Here is a 23,785-nt window from a genome sequence, read left to right as displayed (position 1 = left end):
CGTGTCCGTGCCTCCCCCTCCCTCTCCCGTGCCAGCCTCTGCGCCCCAGACCGGCGTTTCCCTGCCACTGGATGCCCTTGCCGTGCCTGCGGCCCTGTTTGATCTGGACGGGCGTCTGCTGGCGTGCAACGCCGCCTTTGAGACGTTGAGCGGTTATGCGGCGCTGGAAGGCTTGCGGCCCAATCTGTTGTTTGTGCGCTATGGCGATGAGACGCCGCTCGACCTGTTTGATGCTGCGCGGACGATGGATTTGCCGACGGTGGGGGTGGCGGCATTGACCCGCGCCGATACGGTGGTGCTTGATGTGTCGTGGACTCTGGCCCTGTGGCAACAAAGCCCGGACTCGTCCGTTTATGTCCTGACTGCCACAGACATTACCGATGAAAAGTGTCTGGCCTGCAAGATCAAGCATTCGCGGGACAAGTACCGCGAGGCCTTTGACGAGCAGACCGAAATGGTGTGCCGTTTTGATCCCGATACCACCATCCGTTTTGTCAACGACGCCTACGCCCAGGCACTGGGAGCCGCGCCACGGGCCTTGATCGGTCGGCGGCTGGTCGATTTTCTGGTGCCACAGGATGCGGCGGACTTCATCCGCCACCTGGGCAGCTTTACGCCGCAAGACTCCATTCGGGATGGCGAGGAAAGCTATGAAGTGGCGTCGGGCATCCGCCGCCATTACTGGTGGCGGCGGCGGGCGATTTTTGACCCGTCCGGGCGCGTGTGCGCGTTTCAGTCGGTGGGGCGCGACATCACCCGGCGCAAGCAGAATGAAGCTGAAGCCGAGCGGCTGGAGCGGCTGGTCGAAGCCAGTCCGGTGCTGGGATTGCGGCTGCGCTATGCGCCCGGCTGGCCGGTGGAGTATGTCACCAACAACGTCGAGCGCCTGCTGGGCTGGACAACGGACGAGCTGCTGAAAGGGGCGGTGAGTCCGCTAACCCTGCTGCATCCCGCCGACCGCGACGAGGTTGCCAGCGATTATCGCGGCCATGCGCGCACTGGCAGCCCGTTCCGGCATGTGCTGCGACTGGTAACCCGTGACGGCGATTCCCGCTGGTTTGAAGCCTCGGTGCTGTTTGAAAAGGATGATGGCGGGCGGGTGACCCATCTGGAAGCGGTGCTGCACGACGTGTCGGCTTTTGTGGCGGCACAGGAAAAGGTGGCGACGTCCGAGCATCGCTTGCTCGATTTTGCCGCAGCGGCCAACGACTGGTTTTGGGAAATAGGGCCGGATTTCCGTTTCAGCTGGATCTCGTCGCACGAGGTCAACCGCAACGGGCTGGACATGAAACAGCTGTTGGGGCGCCATTGCTCGTCGTTGTTCAATCTGGCCGAAGAGCCCGAGGTGTGGGAAGGCCATCATGATGACCTGATCCATCACCGCCCGTTCCGTGATTTCCGTTTCTGCATGCATCATCCCTCGGGGCAAAAGATCCTGATTTCGGTGTCTGGCCGTCCGGTCTTTGCCACCGATGGCACGTTCCTCGGCTATCGCGGCTCCAGTACCGATGTCACTGAAGAACAGCGGACGGCGATGGCGCTGGCCGACAGCAACCGGCGCTACCGGACCATCTTTGACAGTTCTGATGTCGGGTTGTGGGATCTGAATCTGGTGCATTTGTTCGACCGGTTCACCCTCATGCGGGCCAATGGCACCGAAGACCTGACGCCGGTGGTTGACAGCCTGTTCAGTGCAGTCCGGGTCAATGCCATCAATCAGGCGGCATGGACCCTGCTGGCTCTGCCGCATGATCTGACGTGGGACTGGTCGGCGCCGATTCTTGACCATCTGCGCCGTCTGTTGCGGCCGGTGATTCTGGCGCTATGGAACGGCGAGCAGGTGATCCGCGTCGATGTGACGTGGTGGCAGGGTGGCGAAAAGCGCAACCTGCTGGTCTCGCTGCGGGCACCCCAAAATCCTGAGGATGCCAGTCAGTGCGTGCTGTCGATTCTCGATATCACCGAACGGGTGGTGGCCGAGCGCCAGTTGCGCGACAGTGAGCGGCGATTCCGCAGTGTCTTTGATCAGGCCGTTTCAGGGATGGCCCTGATTGGTCTGGATGGCGGCTGGTTGCGGGTCAATCCATCGCTGTGCCGGACGCTGGGGCGGACCGATGCGGTGCTGTTCAAAAGTTCACTGTTTGACACAGTGTGCGCGACAGAGGTCTCGGCGGTCGATGACTGGATGAAGGCGTCTCTGGCGGGCAGCGACGACGTTTTTCATCAGGAATGCCGCTTTACCGGGCCGGTGGAGGGGGATATCCGCTGGACGCACCTGTCGCTGGTCTTGCTGCGCGACCGTAACGGCTGGCCGTTGTATTTTATCGGGCAGGTTCTGGACATCTCGACCCGCAAGGAAGCCGAAGAGCGGGCGTTCAAGGCAGAAGCACAACTGCGCGACGCCATCAAGGCAATGGATGACGGCTTTGTGCTGTATGATGCCGAGGACCGGCTGGTGGCGTGGAACGACCGCTTCGCCGAGATTTATGATACCATCCGGGATTTGCTGAAACCCGGCGTCCCGTTCAGTGTGCTGGCGCAGGCGTCAATCGAGCGTGGCCAGTATGGCCCGCCGATGAGCGGTAATGCCGCCTGGCTGGAGGAACGGAAAGCCCTGCATTCAGGAGGAACCGGTGCCGGGCGGGAAGAAATGCTCCATGATGGCCGCTGGGTTCTGATCAAGGAAACCCGCACCCCCGATGGTGGAACCGTCGGGGTGCGGGCTGACATCACCCGCCAGAAAGCCCGCGAAGCCGTTTTGCGTCAGGCGATGGAAGAAGCCCGTCTGGCTGACCGGGCCAAGTCCGAGTTTCTGGCCAACATGAGCCATGAGCTGCGGACGCCGCTGAATGCGATCATCGGGTTTTCGGAAATCCTGTCACAGGAAATGTTCGGGCCGGTTGGCAATCCGCTGTATCGCGAGTATGCCGAAGGGATTCATGACTCCGGGCGGCATCTGCTGCAGATCATCAGCGATATCCTCGACCTGTCAAAGATCGAGGCCGGGGAGTTGATTCTGGAACGCGAGCCGCTGGATGTAACCCTGGTGGCGGAGGCCGCCCTGCGGATGGTCCGTCCCCGTGCCGAGGCCCGCGGGGTGCACCTGCGTCTGGACCTGACACCGCCGCCGCCGATGCTGTGGGGAGATGAACTGCGGATCAAACAGGTCCTGATCAACCTGCTGTCCAATGCCGTCAAGTTCACCGAGCCGGGTAAGGACGTGCGCATCTGGTGGCAGTCGCGGGGGGAGAACGGGCTGGTGCTGGTGGTCGAAGACGAAGGCATCGGCATGAGTGAAGAAGAGGTGGTGATTGCCCGCAGCCTGTTTGGGCAGGTGCAAAGTGCCTTTGCCCGTCAGACACAGGGAACCGGACTGGGGTTGCCGATCTCGATCAAACTGATGGAAGCCCACGGCGGGCGGCTGGATATCGAGAGCACCAAGGGGGTCGGAACACGGATTTATATGGAATTCCCGGTCAGGATGGCCAACCCGTTCCGCCCGTTGCCCCGTCAGAGCCTGTAGGGAGAACAAGGACGTGGCCGCGTCCTTGTTCCCTTATCGTTGTGTCCTGTGGCGTCAGGTTTAGGGCGTTTTCACACTGAGCGAAAACGCTCTCCGTTTTGAGTGCCGCATTTTCCGAGCCGTTGACCGGAGACGGTCAACCTGAAAATGCTCTAACGCACGCTGGTCTAGAACAGCGTGCGTTAAACCGGACGCAGGCACGCTGCTCTAACCTTTTGTTCTGTCGCATTGTTGTTGCGAAAACCGGTTCCCACTTTTCGCACAATGCTCTAGGCCTGAGAGATATCGCGCAGGAAGGTATCCACCTCGGTGCGCAGCATTTCTGCCCGTTCGGCCATCTGTTCGGCCTCGGCCAGTAGACCGCTGGCTGCCGTCCCGGTGCGTTCGGCGCCTTGCCGCATCTGACCGATATGGCTGGTGACCTCCGAGGTCGAGCTGGCGGCCTGCTGGATGTTGCGGGCGATTTCGTTGGTGGCAGCGCCCTGTTCTTCGACGGCGCTGGCGATGGTGGTGGCGACCTCGTCAATGCGGGCGATGACGTTGACGATTTCCTGATTGGCCTCAACGGCGTTGCGGGTGGCTCCCTGTACCGCGGTGATCTGGTGGGCGATTTCATCGGTGGCCCGGCTGGTCTGGCTGGCGAGGTTTTTCACCTCGTTGGCGACCACCGCAAAGCCTTTCCCGGCCTCCCCGGCGCGGGCGGCTTCGATGGTGGCATTCAGCGCCAGCAGGTTGGTCTGGTTGGCGACGTCGTTGATCAATTGCACCACTTCACTGATCTTGACCGAAGACTCGGCCAGACTGTGAACCAGTGTTTTGGAATGTTCGGCAATGCTGACCGCCTCGCGGGCAATCTGCGACGATGCCTGAACGTGGCGGCTGATTTCATGGATCGAGGCCGACAGCTCTTCGGCGGCGGCGGCGACGGTTTCCACGTTGGCTTGTGACTGTTCCGCCGCGCCAACCACCTGATAGGCCTGATCAGAGGTGGCCTGCGCCACCGAGGTCATCGCCTGCGCCGTTTCCTCCAGCTTTTGGGCGGTGGCTTCGACGGCGTTGACCGTCTGACCAACCTCACGGTCAAAGCTGGCGGTCATCGCCCGGATGCGCTCGGCCCGCTCGATCTGGGCTTGCTGGGCAACCTGCTGTTCCGCCGCCATGCGCCGGTTGCTGTCCATGTTGTTCTGGAAAATTGACAGGGCGGTGCTCATCGCCTTCAGCTCGACCGGCTTTTCGACCTGCGGAATCTGCACCGAGGTCTGACCATCGGCCAGCGCGGTCATGCACGAGGTCATGGTCTGCATCTGGGCGGAAATGCGCCCACCGATCCACACCGACAGGGCGACACCGGCCACAACGGCCAGCAGCCCGACCACCAGCAAAATGGTTTTGGTGCGGTTGGCTTCGGCCATCACTTCGCTGGCCGGGGCCATCACCAGCGTAATCCAGGTTTCCTTGACACCGGGCAGGGAAACAGCCTGAGCGGTGACCAGCATCTCCTGCCCGCTTTTCCTGTCTTGCAAGGGCTGGATCACCGAGCCGCTTTGGCGGGCCTGTTTGATCAGGGCCTGCAGGGCCGGATCACTGACCGGCTTGCCACGGTCGGCACTGTCCGGGGTGGCAACCCAGGTGTCGTCATGGGCGATGACATAGGCGTGGCCACTGTCATACACCTTCAGGGCCTTGACGCGCTCGGTCAGGGCGGCCAGAGACAGGTCGGCGGTTGCAACCCCGACAAAATTTTGGTTTTTGCCCTGAATGGGGGACGAAATGGTGGCCATCATCACTGGTTTCCCCTGAATTTCGTACAGATAGGGCGGGGTGATGATGGTCTGCTTTTCCTTGATCGGGCGATCATACCAGCCCTTTTCGGCTTCGGCACCGGTCAGCGGTTCAACCGAAAGGGCAATGGCGTTGTTGGCCCCACGGGACGCATAGATCAGATAGCGACCCTGAGCATCGCCATAGGGAGTATTGGCATATTTGGCATCCTGCCCGTCGGCATTCGGATCGAGGCCGACATACAGGCCGGAAAAGCCCTCGCGGTGGGGCAATTGCTGTAGCAGGGTCTGGGCATAACCGGCCCGGTCAAAGGGGCCGCTGTTGGCGGCCAGCAGGGCCGAGGCGGAATAGGCATTGCTGGAGGCCTGGGTAATGGCTTCGGTCAGCAGGCGGTCAAGGATGGCAGATGCCTCGGCCGCTTTGGCCTGCAGGGTCTCATCGGCCCGCTGTTCTGCCTGGGTGCTCAGGGTTTGCGAGGCAAACCAGATCACCGCAGCCAGGGACAGGACGACGATCGTGAGCATGGGAATAAGGATTTGGCGGCGAATGGTCGTCATTGGGGAGCTTTCCTCCATCGGCCGGTAGGGAAGGTCTGATGTCATATTAGAGCATAATTTTGCACCGCCGCGCACGCCATGCTGCCAAAAGGCCGAGGTGGGGCGTACAGAAGAGTGGCAGCTATGGGAGAAAGGATGCACGCAGGGTGTCAATGTGTGGTTAATGCCCTGTTTTGCAATATTTATTTCATACTTATGCAATGTAACTTAAGAGGGATGGTGGTGACGTATTGCCCTGATGACATGAAGGGTATTCATGTCCATACAGACACAATGGTCTCTGTCAGGTGTCCGTATCATGCCTACGAAACCCCCCGATTCTTGTGTGGACCGGGGCGTTTGTAACCGCAAGTACTCCGGCGAGCGGGAAGAGTGTGTCAGGTTTATCTGGAACGGTTCCCGCCCTCTCTACAATATATAGACCGATCCATATATATCAGGTGTCTTGCCACAGATCACAGTCCACGACAGTTGAAAGAGTATAGCGGACTGTTGTCCGCGCCTGCCCGGGGGACGACGCCCCCGGACTCCCATTTTTTCTTTTATGATCAAAGGAATGGGGTCTGGGGCCGACTGGCCCCAGCGAGGTGTGGAGCAGCGCTCCACGTCCTTGTTTCCTGACTGCTGTAGATTGCGGTCGCAGATGAAGTCATCTGCCCCGAACATGCTTCAGGAAAACAGGGCGTCGATGGCGCTCTGGTCGAGGGTGCCGGTCTGGCTGTTGGCCGATCCGCCATGCTGACGCCGTTCAGCGGTATGGTCGTAAATCCCGGCCATTTGCAGGGCGCAATCGGTGTTGGTCAGGATATTGGCGAACAGGTCAGTACCTTCTTTCCAGTCGCCAATCCGCCCGGTCAGGGCGCTGGCGGCTTCGGTGGCCCGATAGAGGACTTCGTGCAGCCCTTTGACCCGGCTGATGTTTTCGATGGCTTCACTGGGGGGCTCGATGCCGCGATAGGCTGAACGGGCCAGGCTGATAAGGTCGCGCACCACGCCTTCGTCACCAAAGACCATTTCCAGGACATGGCGCATGTAAAAGGTCTGGGCATCAAGGCCGCCTGCGCCGGGCACCCGAAAGGTCGAACCGATCCGTCGTAGGCCTGTTTGGGAAAAAACCTCGGGGTGGACCTCGACCAGTGACTCATAAAACGCAGTAAATGCAGCACGATAGGTGCTCAGGCTTTGTGGCGTCACGGTATCCCCTCCTGTGATCGGAGCACCGTGCACGGACTCGCGTGCTGCTGTGGCTCTCCGACCGTTTCCCGGTCCCAGGTCTGCTCCCGGTGCATCGTCTCCCTACGGCGCACCGAGTGCAGTGATATCATTCCTTGAGGTTGAAGATCAAATACTGGATGTGACCCTATGCTGTTTGGCGTAGTTCTTATAGGTGCATGAGACTATTGTGTTTTAGTCATCCAAAAGTGCTTTGAGGCGATAAAGTTCCTCAAGGGCCTGCCGGGGGCTTAGGTCGTCGGGGTTGACCGCCTTCAGGGCGTCGGTGGCGGCACAGGACGCCGGGACGGTGGGGGGGACGGGCGCCGTGCCAGCGGGGGGGCTGTCGGGGACCAGCGGCATCCGCTGGGCGGCGGCGGCAAACAACGGCAGTTCTTCCAGATGTTTGACCGGGGTGTGGCCCTTCTGACCCTTTTCCAGAGCGGCCAGAACCTGCTCGGCCCGCGCAATCACCGCCGCTGGCAGGCCGGCCAGCTGGGCAACGTGAATCCCGTAACTGCGGTCAGCGGCGCCGGGGCCGACTTCGTGCAGGAAGATGATCTTGCCCTGCCATTCCTTGACCTTCATCGAATGGCAGGCCAGCGACGGCAGGCTGTCGGCCAGCACCGTCAGTTCGTGATAGTGGGTGGCAAACAGCGAGCGGCAGCGGTTGAGGCCGTGCAGGTGCTCGACGGTGGCCCAGGCAATCGACAGGCCGTCGTAGGTGGCGGTTCCACGGCCGATTTCGTCCAGAATCACCAGCGAGCGGTCGGTGGCCTGATTGAGGATGGCGGCGGTCTCGACCATTTCGACCATGAAGGTTGACCGCCCCCGGGCCAGATCATCCGCCGCCCCCACACGGGAAAACAGCCGGTCCACCGCCCCGATCACCACCTGTTCGGCGGGCACAAAGCTGCCCATCTGGGCCAGAATGGTGATCACCGCATTCTGCCGCAGGAAGGTCGATTTACCGGCCATGTTCGGGCCGGTGATCAGCCACAGGCGCTGGGCGTCGGACAGGTCGCAGTCGTTGGCAACAAACGGCCCCTCGCTGTTGCGGGCAAGGGCGGCTTCGACCACCGGATGGCGGCCCTGTGTAATCCGGAAATCGTGTCCGCTGGTGATCTGCGGGCGGCAGTACCGGCCCTCCAGCGCCAGTTCGGCCAGTGCGGCCAGCACGTCCAGCCGTGCCAGCGCCTGTGCGGCGCGGGCGATGTCACTGGCCTGCCCCAGAATGTCCTGACACAGCCCCTTGAACAGCTCCAGTTCGATCGCCAGCGCCTTGTCGGCGGCACCGCGCTGCTTGTCTTCCAGTTCCGACAGCTCGACGGTGGTAAAGCGCACCGCGTTGGCCATCGTCTGGCGATGGATGTAGGGGCCGCCCTTGACCATCAGCGGGTCGGCCTTTTTGGCCGGAACCTCGATGTGATAGCCGATGACGTTGTTGTGCTTGATTTTCAGCGAGTCGATGCCGGTGTCGGTGACATAGCGGCTCTGCAGGGCGGCAATCAGCCGCTTGGACTCGCCGGACAGGGCTTTCAGCTCGTCGAGCGCCGGATGAAAGCCGGTGGCGATGAAGCCGCCGTCGCGCGACAGCATCGGCAGGTCGGGCGACAGGGCGCGGGCCAGCTTGTCCACCAGCGCCTGATGCTGCCCCAGCGCTTCGGCGGTGGCGGCCAGCAGGGCCGGGGGTTGCCCGGCAGCGATGCGGTGGAGGGTCAGCCGCAACAGCGGGACTTCGGCCAGCCCGTCACGGATCGCCGCCAGATCGCGCGGCCCGCCACGGTCCAGCGACAGGCGCGACAGGGCGCGTTCGATGTCGGGGCAGCGTTTCAACGCCTCGCGGATCGCTTCGCGCTGACCGTCATCGCTGCGCAGGGCCTCGACCGCATCCAGCCGGGCGCCAATGCGTGCCGGGTCGGTCAGCGGCGCGGCCAGCCAGGTGGTCAGCAGGCGCGCCCCGGCCCCGGTGCGGGTGCGGTCGATCACCGACAGCAACGAGCCGCGCCGTTCGCCGGTCAGGGTTTCCAGCAGTTCCAGATTGCGGCGGGTGGCCGAGTCGATTTCCATCACCGCCCCGGCGGCCAGACGGCGCAGCGGCGACAGGCGCGGCAGCTTGCCCTTCTGGGTCAGTTCGATGTAATCGAGCAACGCCCCGGCGGCGGCGATTTCCGGGCGGCTGAAGTTGCCCAGTCCGTCCAGCGCCTTGACGCCATGCACCGCCTCCAGCCGCTTGCGGGCGTTGGTCGAGTCAAAGCGCACCGACGGCAACGGCGACAGGTGGTCGCGCCAGTCGTTGAACACTTCGAACAGTGATGGTTTTTGCAGCAGGCGGTCGGGTACCAGCACTTCGCCGGGCATCAGTCGGGCCAGAGCCGCCGCCAGCAGGCTGTCGGGAACCGGCTGGACCATGAAATCCCCGGTCGAGACATCCACCCACGCCAGCCCCAGCTCGTTGCCGCTGCCAATGTCGGCGACGGCAGCCAGATAGTTGTGGCGGCGGGCGTCGAGCAGCGAGTCTTCGGTCAGCGTGCCGGGGGTGATGATCCGCACCGTCTCGCGCCGCACCACCGACTTGGCCCCGCGCTTTTTGGCTTCGGCGGGGTCTTCCATCTGCTCGCAGACCGCCACCTTGAAGCCCTTGCGGATCAGCTTGGCGAGGTAGGCTTCGTGGGCGTGGACCGGCACGCCGCACATCGGAATGTCTTCGCCCAGATGCTTGCCGCGCTTGGTCAGGGCAATGTCCAGCGCCTCGGCGGCCTTGACCGCATCGTCAAAGAACAGCTCGTAAAAATCCCCCATCCGGTAAAACAGCAGGGCGTCGGGGTGGTCGGCCTTGATGGTCAGGTACTGCCCCATCATCGGGGTTACGCCTTCGGGCAGAACCGGCGCGTCGAGCACGTCACCTTCCAGCACGCCATCAGCGGCGGCGCGGGTCAGGACAGGGGCGGAAAAGGCTGCGGGACGGCGGTTCAACGCGAGACTCCACGGTATGGGCAGGGGATGGGGGCGGAAAATAGCACAAAACAGACAGGACAGAACCCTTCCCGCTCCATTGCCGCATCCGCCGCAGGGAGAACGAAAAACGCTCTAGGCATCCGGGTGTGGGTGGGGCAGAATGTCTCCCCCTCGCTGCATGCTGCCCCATGTGGCCCGCTGTTGCCCCCCACTCCGTCCTGTGGATGCGCTGATGATTTTCTCCGGCGCCGTGGCGGGGCCAAAGTCCCGGGTTGACGGGCATGCGCAGCCTTTGATGCCAGCGTTTTCCTGCTGGCTATCCAGATCAGGTAAGGATCGTTGCGCCGTGACTGATGCCACCCCTTCTTCGTCTTCGCTGCCGTCCGGGCAACAGGCCACCCGCGAGCTTGTCGGCATTTTTGCCCGCCCCGAGCCGCTGACCGCCTGCATTCACGACCTGTTGGCTGCAGGCTTTGGCCATGCCAACCTGTCGGTGCTGTCCAGCCATGAAGCCATCGAAGCGGCCGATACCAACGAAGCCGCCTGGCAGGATCGTCTGATGCCGCTGGTCAACGAAGCCCGCTACGAAGTGCCGCTGGTGTCCGGCTTGCTGGTGGCGCTGGCCGGTGGCCCGACCGCCGCCCTGATCGGGGGCGTTGTCGCCGCCGGTGTCGGTCTGGCGGCACTGAAGGAATTGCTGGAAGAAACCATTGCCCTGCCCAACAGCGACGCCTTTGCCGATGCGGTCAAGGCCGGGGAAATCCTGCTGTGGGTCGAAGTCACCGACGCCGACCGCGAACAGCTGGCCTCGTCGCTGCTGGTCAAACACGGTGCCCGTGACCTGCACGTCAATACGCGCGGCTGAAATCCGCGCGGCTGACCGTTTTTCCCTGCGGATGTTCCATCCGCTGCTGTTGTCTATCTTACCCTACAGGCCCAAACATCATGGACGATACCCCCAAGACCAATGTCGAGCACGACTCATTGCTGATGCACGCCTCGGGGCGGCCCGGCAAGATCGAGATCGTGCCGACCAAGCCGCTGACCACCCAGCGTGACCTGTCGCTCGCCTATTCGCCCGGCGTGGCGGCTCCCTGCAAGGAAATTGCTCGCGATCCGTCGCTGGCCTATGACTACACTGCCAAGGGCAACCTGGTGGCGGTGATTTCCAACGGGACCGCCGTTCTGGGTCTGGGAGACCTGGGGGCTCTGGCCGGCAAGCCGGTGATGGAGGGGAAGGCCGTCCTGTTCAAGAAGTTTGCCGACGTCGATGCCATCGACCTTGAAGTCGATACCAAAGAGGTCGATCAGTTCGTCAACGCCGTGCGCTACCTCGGCCCCAGCTTTGGCGGCATCAACCTCGAAGACATCAAGGCCCCCGAGTGCTTCATCATCGAGCAGCAACTGCGCGAACTGATGGACATTCCGGTGTTCCACGACGACCAGCACGGCACCGCGATCATTGCCGCCGCCGGCCTGATCAACGCCTGTGAACTGACCGGCCGCAACGTGCGTGACATCAAGGTGGTGGTCAACGGCGCCGGGGCGGCGGGCATTGCCTGCCTCGAACTGATCAAGGCGATGGGCTGCCGCCACGAGAACGTCATTCTGTGCGACACCAAGGGCGTGATCTACAAGGGCCGTGAAAGCGGTATGAACCAGTGGAAGTCGGCCCATGCGGTGCCGACCGAAGCCCGCACGCTGGCCGAGGCCCTTGAGGGGGCCGACATGTTCCTCGGCCTGTCGGTCAAGGGCGCAGTGACGCCGGAAATGGTGGCGGCGATGGCACCGCAGCCGATCATCTTTGCGATGGCCAACCCCGACCCGGAAATCACCCCGGAAGAAGTGCGGACGGTGCGCAAGGATGCCATCGTGGCCACCGGTCGTTCGGACTATCCGAACCAGATCAACAACGTTCTCGGCTTCCCCTATATTTTCCGTGGGGCGCTGGACGTGCGGGCGCGCACCATCAACGAAGAGATGAAGGTTGCTGCCGCCAAGGCGATTGCCGCGCTGGCCCGTGAAGACGTGCCGGACGAAGTGGCCGCCGCCTATTCCGGCCGTCGTCTGCGCTTCGGGCCGGAATACATCATCCCGGTGCCGTTCGACCCGCGCCTGATCGCCACCATTCCGCCCGCCGTCGCCAAGGCGGCGATGGAAAGCGGTGTGGCACAAAAGCCGATCATCGACATGGCCGCCTATCGCCACGAACTGTCCGAGCGCCTCGACCCGATGGCGGCGACGATGAACGCCATTGCCTCGGAAGTGATCGGCAACCCGCAGCGGGTGGTGTTCGCCGAAGGGGAAGAAGAAAAGGCCATCCGGGCCGCCGTTGCCTTCCGCAATGCCGGCTATGGCCATCCGGTGCTGGTCGGTCGCGAAGACCGGATCGAAGACACCATGAAGGCGATGGGCCTCGGCTCGCTGGACGGGATCGAGATCCACAACGCCGCCAAGTCGTCCCACACCAAGGAATACACCGACTTCCTGTACAAGCGCCTGCAGCGCGAGGGCTATCTGTACCGCGATTGCCAGCGTCTGGTGAATCAGGACCGCAACGTCTTTGGTGCCTGTCTGGTGGCGATGGGCGATGCGGATTCGATGGTGACCGGCCTGACCCGTACCCATGCGGTGGTGGTGAAGGAAATCGCCAAGGTGATCGACACCAGGCCGAATGAACTGATGTTCGGCCTGACCATGCTGATCACCCGTGGACGGACGGTGTTCATCTGTGACACCACCATCCATGAAACCCCGACTGCTGAACAACTGGCCGACATTGCCACCGGGGCCGCCAACAAGGTGCGCCAGATGGGGCATGAGCCGCGGGTGGCGTTCCTCAGCTATTCGACCTTTGGCAGCCCGCAGGGCGGGGAAACCACCCGCGCCCGTGAAGCCAAGGAAATCCTCGACCGCCGCTCGGTGGACTTTGAGTATGACGGGGAAATGGGGGCCAACGTCGCCCTCGATGCCGAACTGCAAAAGGTCTATCCGTTCACCCGCCTGTCCGGCCCGGCCAACGTGCTGGTGATGCCGGGTCTGCATTCGGCCAACATCTCGTACAAGCTGCTGCACAAGCTGGGCGGCGGGACGGTGATCGGCCCGATGCTGATCGGTCTGGCGGCTCCGGTGCAGATTGTTCACCTCGACGCCAATGTGTCGGACGTGGTGAACATGGCGCTGATCGCCGCTCATGATGCCCTGAAGCGCTGATCTCCTGACCAGCGGTTTTGCCTGCAAAAAGCCCCCCGGACCAAAAGCCGGGGGGCTTTTTCTTGTGGAACGAGCAGGTTGCGCCACCTGTCACATTTATTTCATCGTTCTGTCACGAAAGAGTCCCTACTATCCGGTCATTCTGCGAGGCCCTTGTTGCGCTCTGTATGTCCTATGGATGGCAACACGGCGAAGCCGTTTTCTGGACCGGTGCGCGCCAAGTATGACGCACACCGGGCCTGTCTTTGTTGTGTCGCATTGTCTCTGCGAAAACCGGTTCCCACTTTTCGCACAATGCTCTGTCTTTGTTTTGCCGCATTGTCTCTGCGAAAACCGGTGCCCACTTTTCGCACAATGCTCTGATGGACGAGTTGATGGCCCCACACACCAACACTCCGCAAACACCAGTCTCTGGTCGTGGTGATGAACAGGCTTTTGCCTCGCCCCTGCCTTCGGTGGCAAGGCCGGTGTCGTTTGCCCGTGTTGCGCGTTTGACGCTGTTGTTTTCAACGCCGCTGGTGCTGGCGTTGTCGGCATTGGTGGTGTGGGCCGAACTGGCGATCATTCCGGCGGCGCTGACGCTGGTGGGCGTGGCCGGAGTGACGGCGCTGTTCCTGCGCTCGCTGGTTGGTGACTGGGAAGCGGTCGCGGCCTATTTGCGCCCGTTGCCGGTGCGCGGTGGGCCAGTCGCGCCGCTCCCCGTTCTGCGCTTTTCCGAAGGGGCCCGTGATGTGGCCATGGCCGCCCGCAGCCTGCGCCAACGCACGATGCAGGCGATCAATCGCGCCGAAGCCGAAGCGATGGCCCAGATCGGGCTGCTGGATGCCTTGCCGACGCCGGTGTTGCTGATCAACAGCCATGCCCATGTGGTGCAGGCCAACGAAGCGGCCCGCACCCTGTTCGGGCGCGATCTGGAGCCCCGTCCGTTGATTGCCATCCTGCGTGACCCCGGCATTCTGGAGGCGGTGGACCGCATTCTGGACGGGTCCCTGCGCAGCAAGGCGGTGCAGGTGACGCTGGGGGCGACGGTTGAACAGACCTTTCAGGTTGAGGTGCAACGGCTGACCGACGAACTGCCACTGGCGGCCCATGCAGTGGTGGTGCTGCATGACATTACCGCGCTGGTGCGGGCCGAGCAGATGCGCGCCGATTTCGTGGCCAACGCCAGTCACGAGTTGCGCACGCCGCTGACCAGCATTCTCGGCTTTGTGGAAACCCTGCGCGGCCCGGCCCGCGATGACGCCGAAGCCCACGAACGGTTCCTGGCCATCATGCATCAGCAGGCCAGCCGCATGCGGCGGCTGATTGAAGACCTGCTGTCGCTGTCGCGGATCGAACTGCGCGAGCACACGCCGCCGGTCGGCACGGTGTCGCTGGAAGACGTGGTGGAAGGCGTGGTGATGGGGCTGGAAATTCTGGCCGAAGAAAAAGACATGGCGTTGCAGGTCGAAATGATCAGCGACAGCGATCTGGTCGCCGGTGACGAAGACGAACTGGTGCAGGTGTTTGCCAACCTGATCGCCAATGGCATCAAATACGGACGTCCGGGAACGCCGCTGGTGATCCGGGTGGACCGTCCGGCCCGTGGTCCGGCGCAAATGCCCCATGCCATGCGGGACGCCTGTCTGGTTGTGCACGTTATTGATCAGGGCGACGGTATCGCCAAGGAGCATCTGCCACGGCTGACCGAACGGTTTTACCGTGTTGATACCGCCCGCTCGCGCCAGTTGGGCGGCACCGGTCTGGGATTGGCGATCGTCAAGCACATTGTCAATCGCCACCGGGGTGCCCTGACCATCGACAGTACCGTGGGGCAGGGATCGACGTTCAGCGTCTACCTGCCGTGCCCTCCTCCGGCAGACAAGCGGGCGCGCAGCAGCGATTTCCTGCGTCATGAACCGGAAACCGAACTCTGATCCTTTTCTCTTTTCGTTGTTTTGTCCTGTTGTCCGGCCCCGAAGACCGTTTCGGGGCTGTGCGAATGATCCCCCTCCCTGCCGTTGGAGACGATGATGCCGGTGTATCCCACCCACACCATGAAAGCCTTTGATGATGAACTTGATCGCCTGAACCAGACGCTGGGCCGGATGGGCGGGCTGGCCGAAACCCAGCTCGGGACCGCCGTGCAGGCGATGCTGACCCGTGACGAGGCGCTGGCGGCTCAGGTGATTTCCGGCGACGATCAGGTCGATGGGGCCGAAGACCACATCAATGAACAGGTGGTGCGTCTGCTGGCCCTGCGTCAGCCGGTGGCCGACGACCTGCGGCTGGTGATGTCGGCCCTGCGGGTGGCGTCGGCGCTGGAACGGATTGCCGACCATGCCACCTCGACCGCACACCGGGTGGCGGTGCTGAATCAGGCACCGATGGTTCCGGCGGTGAAATCGGTCGCCCGTCTGGGCTGGCTGGTGCGTGACCTGCTGAAAGAGGCGCTCGATGCCTTCATGAGCCGGGATGCCGATCGGGCGCTGAAGGTGTGGGAGCGCGACGAAGAGGTTGATGACCTCTATTCCTCGCTGTTCCGGGAACTGTTGACCTACATGATGGAAGACCCGCGCCATATTGCGCCCTGCACCCATCTGCAGTTCATTGCCAAGAATCTGGAGCGGGTCGGCGACCATGCGACCAACCTGGCCGAAGCGACCTGGTTTGTCGTCCACGGGACACCGTTGTCAGCCAATCGTCCCAAAAAGGATATGTCGTCTTATACGATGGCTGAGCCGCGCCACCTTTCTCCTCAGGACCAAAGTCCTGAGTAGTTCGACCCAACATTGGCCTCTTCACGCGACTTGTGTGGGCAAATCACACCAAAGACCGGAAAAAAATACCGGATGTTGTGTGATTGCCGGATGACAAATGCTTGGCAAGGTTTCCTCGGAAGGCTACTTTGAGATCAACTAAGGTTTATGGCTGCTGTAGGGAACGGCTCAAGCATGCGGATCCTGTTAGCTGACGATCACACTCTGGTCCGTCAGGGGCTGATGCCCTTTTTCAAGGCTTTGGACCCCGATGTCGAGGTGGTGGAAGCCTCAACGCTCGACGAAGCCCTGGAAGCTGCGCAGGGGGCCGGGGTGTTGGACCTGATCCTGCTCGATCTCAAGATGCCCGGAATGCGGGGCACTCAGGGGTTGGTGGCGATGGTCAAGGCATACCCGAGCGTCCCGGTCGTTATCCTGTCCGGTTCGGTCGAGGCTGCCGATGTGATGAGCTGTGCCGACGGCGGGGCGGCGGGCTACCTGCCCAAGACGTTGAATTCCACGGCGATGATCAACGCCTTGCGGCTGGTGCTGTCGGGGGAACGCTATTTCCCCTCGTTCGCCTTCTCTGCTCCGCGCAAGCCGAGTGAAGACGCCGAGCCGGACACCAGCAACCCGCTGTCCCAGCTCGAAGAGCGGGAAAAGCTGATCCTCGGGATGGTGGTCGAAGGCCGCACCAACAAGGAAATCGCCCGCGCCCTTGATTTGCAGGAAGTCACCATCAAGGTGCAGACCCGCAACATCTATCGCAAGCTGGGGGCGGCCAACCGCAGCCAGGCCGTCCGCATTGCGATGGAAAACGGCTGGCGGCTGACACCGGGGGCGTGACAGCCCCCGCCCCGTGCGTGATGCGGCGGGGTGTTGCCGCGACCGACAAACTCCCGGGCGGGCTGCAAAACTGATTGCGCCCGCTGGGGGTTTGGTCTAGAGCATCGCACAGAACACGGTGCCTGCCCGTTGGGGTGCCCTTGCTTCAGACAGATGGGAGCAGTGCCGGAGAGGAGGACTCGCCGGGGCTGTTCTTGTGCTTTGCGCACATGCTGGTCACTCCCGCAGGTTTTTCCTCTTCCCGATGGTCGGTTGTACGATGACTCTCGATCCCAGTTCAGCCCTTGTGCTGTTTTCCGGTGGCCAGGACTCGGCAACCTGCCTTGCCTGGGCCCTTGACCGCTTCACCCGTGTCGAGACGCTGGCCTTTGATTACAACCAGCGTCACCGTATCGAACTGGAGGTGCGGCAGGACTTTCTGGCGGCACTGCGGGCTGACTTCATCCCGTGGGCCGAGCGGCTGGGGCAGGACCATTTCATTGATGCCACCGGCCTGTCGGCCATCGGTGCTACGGCGATGACCGAAAACGTCGCCATCGAAATGGGCAGCAACGGCTTGCCGACCACCTTTGTGCCGGGGCGCAACCTGCTGTTTTTGACCTATGCGGCGGCGCTGGCCTATCGGCGGGGCATCAAGCACATCATTACCGGGGTCTGTGAAACCGATTTTTCGGGCTATCCCGATTGCCGCGACGATACCATCAAGGCGTTGCAGGTGGCCCTGAATCTGGGGATGGAAAGCCGCTTTGTGCTGCACACCCCCTTGATGTGGATCGACAAGGCGCAAACGTGGGCGCTGGCGGAAACGCTGGGTGGCCGGGCGCTGGTCGATGCGATCGTGGACAAGACGCACACCTGCTATCTGGGCGACCGCAGCACCCGCCATCCGTGGGGCCATGGCTGTGGCCAGTGCCCGGCCTGTACCCTGCGGGCCAACGGCTGGTGGCAGTGGGAGCAAGGGGCATGACGCTGCCAGACGCTGATCCGGCGGCAGCCGGGCGGACCTATACGGTCAAGGAACTGTTTTACACCTTGCAGGGCGAAGGCTTGCGGGCCGGGCGTCCGGCGGTGTTCTGCCGCTTTACCGGCTGTAACCTGTGGACTGGCCGGGCCGAAGACCGCGCCTCGGCTGATTGTACTTTTTGTGATACCGACTTTCTCGGCACCGACGGGCCGGGCGGTGGACGTTTTGCCGGACCGCAGGCGCTGGCCGAGGCGATTGCCGCCTGCTGGCCGTCGATGGCTGGCATTCCGGCCAGCGAACACGGCTTGCCCTATGTGGTGTTCACCGGCGGCGAGCCGACCTTGCAGGTCGATGAGGCCCTGTGCCGGGCCGTTCATCAAAAGGGTTTTGAAATCGCCATTGAAACCAACGGTACCCGCCCGGTCTCACCCGGCGTGGACTGGATTTGTGTCAGCCCGAAAGCCGGAACGACGCTGGTGCAGACTACCGGCGACGAGCTGAAGGTGGTCTATCCCCAGTCCGGGCAGGATCTGGTGGCGCTGGCCGCGCTGCCGTTCTCACATCATCTGTTGCAGCCGCTGGATGATCCGCAGCGGGCCGACCATACGGCGGCGGCATTGCGCTATTGCCTGAGCCATCCCCGCTGGCGGCTGTCGTTGCAGACCCACAAGATGCTGGGCATTCCCTGACCCGGCAAGTCTTGTTTACCTTGCCCCTGCTGTGCCCTTTGTTACAGGAAAGCCTGTTGTCATGTCGTTGATGCACGTTACGCGCCGTCTGGAGATTGATGCCGGTCACCGGATCATGTTGCATGGTTCGAAGTGCCGCCATCTGCATGGCCATCGCTATGCGATCGAGGCGACGGTGTGCAGCCCGCAGGCCGAACTGCATCAAAGCGGCGAGCAGGCCGGGATGGTGCTGGATTTCGGGTTCCTGAAGCAGGAAATGACCGCCTGCATTGATCAACCGTGTGACCATGGCTTTATGGCCTCGCTGGCCGATCTTGATGTATTGCGGATGTTTGCCCCGCCCGCGCAGGCGTTCGACCCGTGGCTGGCCGGTGTGCGACAGCAGGTCGAGCGCGATGGCTATCTGGCTACCACCGATTGCCGGGTTGGCTCCAAACTGTACGTGGTGCCGTTCCACCCCACCGCCGAAGAACTGGCCCGCCACTGGTTCCAGCGTTTGCAGCCGCGCGTGCTTGAACGGTCGCACGGGCTGGCCCATCTGGATCGGGTGCGGGTGTGGGAAACGCCCAACTGCTGGGCCGAATATACCGGCGATGGCGTGCTGTCCAGCGCAGGCTGACGGTGCGGCTCCGCTCTGACAGAGCGACAGGCAAAAAAATGATATCGGATAACTTGTTGGAGACTCCCATGCGCCGCGTCGAAGAATTCCCCAATCTGTGCGTTCTGGATCACCCGCTGATTCAGCACAAGCTGACCCACATGCGCGACGAACGGACCTCTACGCGCACCTTCCGCCAGTTGCTGCGCGAAATTTCCCTGCTGATGGGCTATGAAGTCACCCGTAACCTGCCGCTGGCGCTGGAGCGGATACAGACGCCGCTGGTCACAATGGACGCACCGGTGATCGCAGGCCGCAAGCTGGCGGTGGTGCCGATCCTGCGCGCCGGTAACGGCATGGCCGATGGCCTGCTGGAACTGATCCCGGGTGCCCGTGTCGGTCACGTTGGCCTGTACCGCGACCATGATACCCATCGCCCGCATGAATATCTGGTCAAGCTGCCGGACTCCGAGGGCCGGACCTTCATTCTGGTCGATCCGATGCTGGCCACCGGCCATTCGGCGGTGCACGCGGTGAACGTGCTGCTGGAGCGCGGGATCAGCCGGGAGCAGATCATTTTCATGGCGCTGGTAGCCGCCCCGGAAGGGATGCGGGTGTTCAACGAGGCGCATCCCGACGTGCCGGTCTACGTGGCGTCGCTGGATGATCACTTGAACGAACAGGCCTACATCGTCCCCGGTCTGGGCGATGCCGGGGACCGTCTGTTCGGGACCAAGTAGGGGCTGTTTGTTCCTAGAGCATTTTCCGTTCTCTCTGGATCACTTCAAATGCTCTAATATATTGTATTTCCAGCAAATACGTCGTCGCAGATGGAGTCATCTGCTCGGGATTTGCTCTAAAGGGGCAGGTGCAGCGTAACGCGCAGGCCGCCCATTTCCTGACTGTCGTCCAGCAGGATGTCGCCGCCGTGGACACGGGCGGCATCGCGGGCGATGGTCAGGCCCAGGCCGGTGCCGCCGGTCTGGGAATTGCGCGAGCTGTCGGCGCGGAAAAAAGGCCGGAACACGTCTTCGCGCAGGACGGGGGGAATGCCCGGACCGTTGTCCTCGACGACGATGGAGCAGCTTTCTTCGTCCTCTTGCGCGATGTAGTGCACCCGCACCCGCTGACCATAGCGGCAGGCGTTGCCGATCAGGTTGCTGAGGCAGCGTTCGATGCTGTCGCGCCGCACGGTGGTCGGGGCCTGTCGCCGCTCGCCGCTGGCGGTGTACAGGCCGATCAGCTCGACCGCGCAGCGCTCATCGCGCTGAAAGCGGGCAACGACGGTTTCCAGCACTTCGACCAGATCGACATCGCTGGCGCTTTCGGTACCTTCGCCACGGGCAAAGGCCAGATAGCCTTCCACCATCCGCTCCATTTCCGCCACGTCTTCGCTGAGGTCGCAGGCATCGGGCGAGTCGCCCATCATTGCCAGTTGCAGTTTCATCCGGGTCAGCGGTGTGCGCAGGTCGTGACTGACCCCGGCCAGCATTTCCGTGCGCTGGGCCACCTGCCGCTGGATGCGTTCCCGCATCAGGTTGAAGGCTTGTGCCGCCTGCCGCACTTCGCGGGCGCCTTCGACCTTGATCGGCGGCAGGTCGCGCCCCTTGCCAAAGCCATCGGCTGATACCGCCAGACGGCGGATGGAGCGCACCTGATTGGACATGAAGATGGTGGCAATGCCGAACAGCAGCATCGCCGTTCCGGCCATCCACAGCACGAAAATATAGGTGGTCGAGCTGAACAGCCGCTTGCGCGGGGCGGTGATGTGCAGAATGCCGTCAGAGCGCTGGACATAGATGTCGATGTCGCGGGCAAAAATCGCCATATCGACCATCACCGGGCGATGAAGTCGCTCACTGAGGCTTTGGGCAAGGACATCTTCCATGTTTTCGTTCTGGCTGTCGTTCAGCTCTTCGGACAGGGCATCGCGGAAATGCTCGTCATTGGGCAGGACTTCCCCGGCCTTGAAGTCCAGTTGCAGCTCGAAATGCTCCTGCGCAAAGTCCGTCACCCACGCTTGCCCGTCGGGGTCCGGGTAACGGTGCAACAGGCTGAGGGTGGCGGCGATATCTCCGGCCAGACCGCTGGCCAGACGGCGCATCACCGTGTCCCAGTGCCGTTCGTAGAACACCACCGAGGTTACGACCTGCAACACCACCAGCGGGACCACCAGAATCAGCAGCGACCGCCCCAGCAACCCCCGAGGCACCATCCGTTTGAGCGAGGTGGGTGTTCCGAACAGCCGCATGAGCGTTCAGCCCCCCGGACGCAGGACATAGCCGGTGCCACGCACCGTTTGCAGGTAGCGCGGTTGCCGGGGGTCGTCTTCCAGCTTTTTGCGCAGGCGGGTGACCTGCACGTCCACCGTGCGCGGGTTGCCGGTCATGCCGGTGGCATCGGCCAGATCCTCGCGGGTGAAGGGCTGTCCGGCGTTGCTGGCCAGCACCATCAACAACTGGGCTTCGGCGGTGGTCAGATAGACCGGCTCGCCATTGGTGCGCAGTTCCTGTCGACCGAGGTCGAACAGGCTGCTGCCCATGCGGACACTGCCGACCGCCAGAGCAGCCAGAGCCGGGGCTGGCGTGGCCAGACGGCGCAGGATGGAGCGCAGGCGCAGCACCAGTTCGCGCGGCTCGAACGGTTTGGCCAGATAGTCATCGGCACCGCTTTCCAGTCCGGCAATACGGTCCTGCGGATCCCCGTGGGCGGTCAGCATCAACACTGGCGGGCCGTTGCTGTCGCGCAGGCTGCGGGTCAGCTCCAGCCCGCTTTCCCCCGGCATCATCACGTCCACCACCAGCGCGTCAAAGCACATCCCGGCCAGATGGGCGCGCGCCTCGGCGGCATCGGCGGCGGTGCTGACGGTAAAGCCGTTTTCGCTGAGAAAGCGGCGCAGCAGGTCGCGCAGGCGGCGGTCATCATCGACCACCAGAATGTGCGGTTGCTCTTCGGGCAGGACAGCGGACATGACGGGCCTCGGGGCAGGTCTTAAGGGGTGGAGCGGCGCGGACGGGGCAGGGTGGGGTCAACCCCCAGATCGCCGACAAAGCGGGCGCGGTCGGGTTCATCGATCATCCCGGCCAGCACCTTGCGGAAACCGTCCACCGCTTCGGCTCCGGCTTCGCGGTAGGCGCGGGCGATGCGGCGGCGCTGGCGTTCGCTGAGCTGGCGTTCGAGATCCTGCCCCTTTTCGGTCAGCTCCAGCAGGCGCTGGCGGCGGTCGCGGGTTCCGGCCTTCTGGGTGATGAAGCCCTCGCGCACCAGTTGGCTGAGCACGCGGGACAGGCTTTGCTTGGTGATGCCCAGAATGCGCAGCAGATCGGAAACGGGGATGCTTTGATAGCGTCCGACGAAATAGATCACCCGGTGATGGGCGCGCCCGAAGCCGTGCCGCGCCAGCATGGCATCGGCCTCGGCGGTGAAGTCGCGGTAGGCGAAAAAGAGCAACTCCATGCCCTTGCGGAGTTCTTCGTCGCGCAGAAAAAGCTGGTGCGCCCCTGCTTTGATATCACTCATGAGTTCTGAACAAGCCTGCCATGTGGGTCTGGATAGGACAGCAATATTGACATATATCGCTGCACAATGTTACCGATAATGGAGAATTGGCGAAACTTAGTTGCGCAAAATCGCCGAGAACCCTCCGTTTGTATCAAAACACCCCTGCAGTGACCCTGTGGGCGGTGACCGCCTTCCCCTTGCCTGTATCGGGCTGGAAACGGGCGGTGATCGCTGCGGGACTGCCTCCGCCACAGTAGTCCGACAGGGGCCGGAAAGAAAGAGATGGCTATGAGCTTGATCCCCTTTGATGACCGCGACGGCTTTATCTGGATGGACGGGCAGATGCTGCCGTGGCGGGAGGCCAAAGTCCATGTCCTGACCCACGGGCTGCATTATGCCTCGTCGGTGTTCGAGGGCGAGCGGGCCTATAACGGGCAGGTATTCAAGCTGGCCGAGCACAGCCAGCGCCTGATCCGCTCGGCCGGGCTGTTGGGCTTTGCCTTGCCCTATGACCGGGCAACGCTCGATCAGGCCACCGACGCGGTGTTGCAGGCCAATGGCGTGCGCGATGGCTATGTCCGGCCGGTCGCCTGGCGCGGGTCGGAGATGATGGGGGTGTCGGCACGCCACAACCGTATCCATGTGGCGATTGCCTGCTGGGCCTGGCCGTCCTATTTCGATGCCGATGCCCGCATGGCCGGGTTGCGGCTGACGGTCAGCAAGTGGCATCGTCCGGCCCCGGAGACCGCCCCCACCCAGTCGAAGGCCGCCGGGCTGTACATGATCAGCACCCTGTCCAAGCATGCCGCCGAAGACGAAGGCTGGGACGACGCGCTGATGCTGGACCATCGCGGGCAGGTAGCCGAGGCGTCGGCGGCCAATATCTTTCTGGTGATCGACGGCGCGCTGCACACTCCGACGCCGGAGTGCTTTCTGGACGGCATCACCCGCCAGACGGTGATCGAGCTGGCGCGCGAAATGGGGCTGAGTGTCACCGAACGCGCCATTGACCCCAGCGAGTTCGCGCGGGCAAGCGAAGTCTTCTTGACCGGAACTGCTGCCGAAGTTACTCCGGTGCGCCAGATTGGCGACTGGCACTTTACCCCCGGTGCCGTCTGCCAGCAGGTGATCGCCGCCTATGACCGGGCGGTTGGGAAATAATCCCTGACGGTGGGATAGCGAACGGGGGGCAGCGAGCGGTAGG

General features: G+C 62.8%; 17 protein-coding genes. 11 read left to right on the top strand and 6 right to left on the bottom strand.

Annotation, left to right across the window (positions count from 1 at the left end; genetic code table 11):
- Position 1: 1 nt before the first annotated feature.
- Complete coding sequence (locus BW995_RS12980; RefSeq protein ID WP_175617068.1) at positions 2 to 3,523, top strand: PAS domain S-box protein; 3,522 nt, start codon at positions 2 to 4, stop codon at positions 3,521 to 3,523.
- A gap of 269 nt (positions 3,524 to 3,792) precedes the next feature.
- Here BW995_RS12980 and BW995_RS12975 read toward each other — a convergent pair whose 3' ends face one another.
- The 3 genes from BW995_RS12975 to mutS all read right to left on the bottom strand — a co-directional run bounded on the left by BW995_RS12975 (position 3,793) and on the right by mutS (position 9,936).
- Complete coding sequence (locus tag BW995_RS12975) at positions 3,793 to 5,862, bottom strand: methyl-accepting chemotaxis protein (RefSeq protein ID WP_076400815.1); 2,070 nt, start codon at positions 5,860 to 5,862, stop codon at positions 3,793 to 3,795.
- A gap of 669 nt (positions 5,863 to 6,531) precedes the next feature.
- Positions 6,532 to 7,056 (bottom strand): hypothetical protein, encoded by a 525-nt coding sequence (locus tag BW995_RS12970; RefSeq protein ID WP_076400814.1) that lies wholly within the window; start codon positions 7,054 to 7,056, stop codon positions 6,532 to 6,534.
- A 213-nt stretch (positions 7,057 to 7,269) separates the two neighbouring features.
- Complete coding sequence (mutS, locus tag BW995_RS12965; RefSeq protein ID WP_076400938.1) at positions 7,270 to 9,936, bottom strand: DNA mismatch repair protein MutS; 2,667 nt, start codon at positions 9,934 to 9,936, stop codon at positions 7,270 to 7,272.
- Positions 9,937 to 10,378: 442 nt separating this feature from the next.
- Between mutS and BW995_RS12960 the strand changes: the two genes are divergently transcribed.
- The 9 genes from BW995_RS12960 (at position 10,379) to upp (ending at position 19,820) form a co-directional block, all read left to right on the top strand.
- Entirely contained in the window at positions 10,379 to 10,897 is a 519-nt protein-coding gene (locus tag BW995_RS12960) for a hypothetical protein (RefSeq protein WP_245821436.1), read from the top strand.
- Positions 10,898 to 10,977: 80 nt separating this feature from the next.
- Entirely contained in the window at positions 10,978 to 13,245 is a 2,268-nt protein-coding gene (locus tag BW995_RS12955; protein WP_076400813.1) for an NADP-dependent malic enzyme, read from the top strand.
- A gap of 374 nt (positions 13,246 to 13,619) precedes the next feature.
- A complete protein-coding gene (locus BW995_RS12950) occupies positions 13,620 to 15,161 on the top strand; it encodes an ATP-binding protein (protein ID WP_084194842.1) in 1,542 nt (513 codons plus the stop codon).
- 96 nt (positions 15,162 to 15,257) lie between these two features.
- Positions 15,258 to 16,004, top strand: coding sequence for a phosphate signaling complex protein PhoU (gene phoU, locus BW995_RS12945; protein ID WP_139332895.1), 747 nt, complete (start codon positions 15,258 to 15,260; stop codon positions 16,002 to 16,004).
- Between the two features lie 174 nt (positions 16,005 to 16,178).
- Entirely contained in the window at positions 16,179 to 16,829 is a 651-nt protein-coding gene (locus BW995_RS12940; RefSeq protein ID WP_076400811.1) for a response regulator, read from the top strand.
- Between the two features lie 259 nt (positions 16,830 to 17,088).
- On the top strand, positions 17,089 to 17,796 hold the full coding sequence (gene queC, locus BW995_RS12935; RefSeq protein WP_076400810.1) for a 7-cyano-7-deazaguanine synthase QueC: 708 nt from the start codon (positions 17,089 to 17,091) through the stop codon (positions 17,794 to 17,796).
- On the top strand, positions 17,793 to 18,482 hold the full coding sequence (gene queE / locus BW995_RS12930) for a 7-carboxy-7-deazaguanine synthase (protein ID WP_076400809.1): 690 nt from the start codon (positions 17,793 to 17,795) through the stop codon (positions 18,480 to 18,482). The genes queC and queE overlap by 4 nt, the downstream gene beginning before the upstream one ends.
- Before the next feature lie 61 nt (positions 18,483 to 18,543).
- A complete protein-coding gene (locus BW995_RS12925; protein ID WP_076400808.1) occupies positions 18,544 to 19,101 on the top strand; it encodes a 6-pyruvoyl trahydropterin synthase family protein in 558 nt (185 codons plus the stop codon).
- Positions 19,102 to 19,169: 68 nt separating this feature from the next.
- On the top strand, positions 19,170 to 19,820 hold the full coding sequence (upp, locus tag BW995_RS12920) for a uracil phosphoribosyltransferase (RefSeq protein ID WP_076400807.1): 651 nt from the start codon (positions 19,170 to 19,172) through the stop codon (positions 19,818 to 19,820).
- A 116-nt stretch (positions 19,821 to 19,936) separates the two neighbouring features.
- Here the strand turns inward: upp and BW995_RS12915 are convergent, their stop codons facing one another.
- Genes BW995_RS12915 through BW995_RS12905 form a run of 3 tightly spaced genes read right to left on the bottom strand, consistent with a single transcriptional unit; the run spans position 19,937 to position 22,599 of the window.
- Positions 19,937 to 21,331: a sensor histidine kinase gene (locus BW995_RS12915; RefSeq protein WP_076400806.1), complete on the bottom strand. Its 1,395-nt coding sequence runs from the start codon at positions 21,329 to 21,331 to the stop codon at positions 19,937 to 19,939.
- A 6-nt stretch (positions 21,332 to 21,337) separates the two neighbouring features.
- Entirely contained in the window at positions 21,338 to 22,051 is a 714-nt protein-coding gene (locus BW995_RS12910) for a response regulator (RefSeq protein WP_076400805.1), read from the bottom strand.
- A 20-nt stretch (positions 22,052 to 22,071) separates the two neighbouring features.
- Entirely contained in the window at positions 22,072 to 22,599 is a 528-nt protein-coding gene (locus BW995_RS12905) for a MarR family winged helix-turn-helix transcriptional regulator (protein ID WP_076400804.1), read from the bottom strand.
- A gap of 270 nt (positions 22,600 to 22,869) precedes the next feature.
- Between BW995_RS12905 and BW995_RS12900 the strand changes: the two genes are divergently transcribed.
- On the top strand, positions 22,870 to 23,742 hold the full coding sequence (locus tag BW995_RS12900; protein ID WP_076400803.1) for a branched-chain amino acid aminotransferase: 873 nt from the start codon (positions 22,870 to 22,872) through the stop codon (positions 23,740 to 23,742).
- Positions 23,743 to 23,785 lie beyond the last annotated feature (43 nt).

The organism is Insolitispirillum peregrinum, assembly GCF_900156605.1.
GTDB classification, from domain to species: domain Bacteria; phylum Pseudomonadota; class Alphaproteobacteria; order Rhodospirillales; family Rhodospirillaceae; genus Insolitispirillum; species Insolitispirillum peregrinum.
This window is presented reverse-complemented; position numbering and strand designations above follow the sequence as displayed.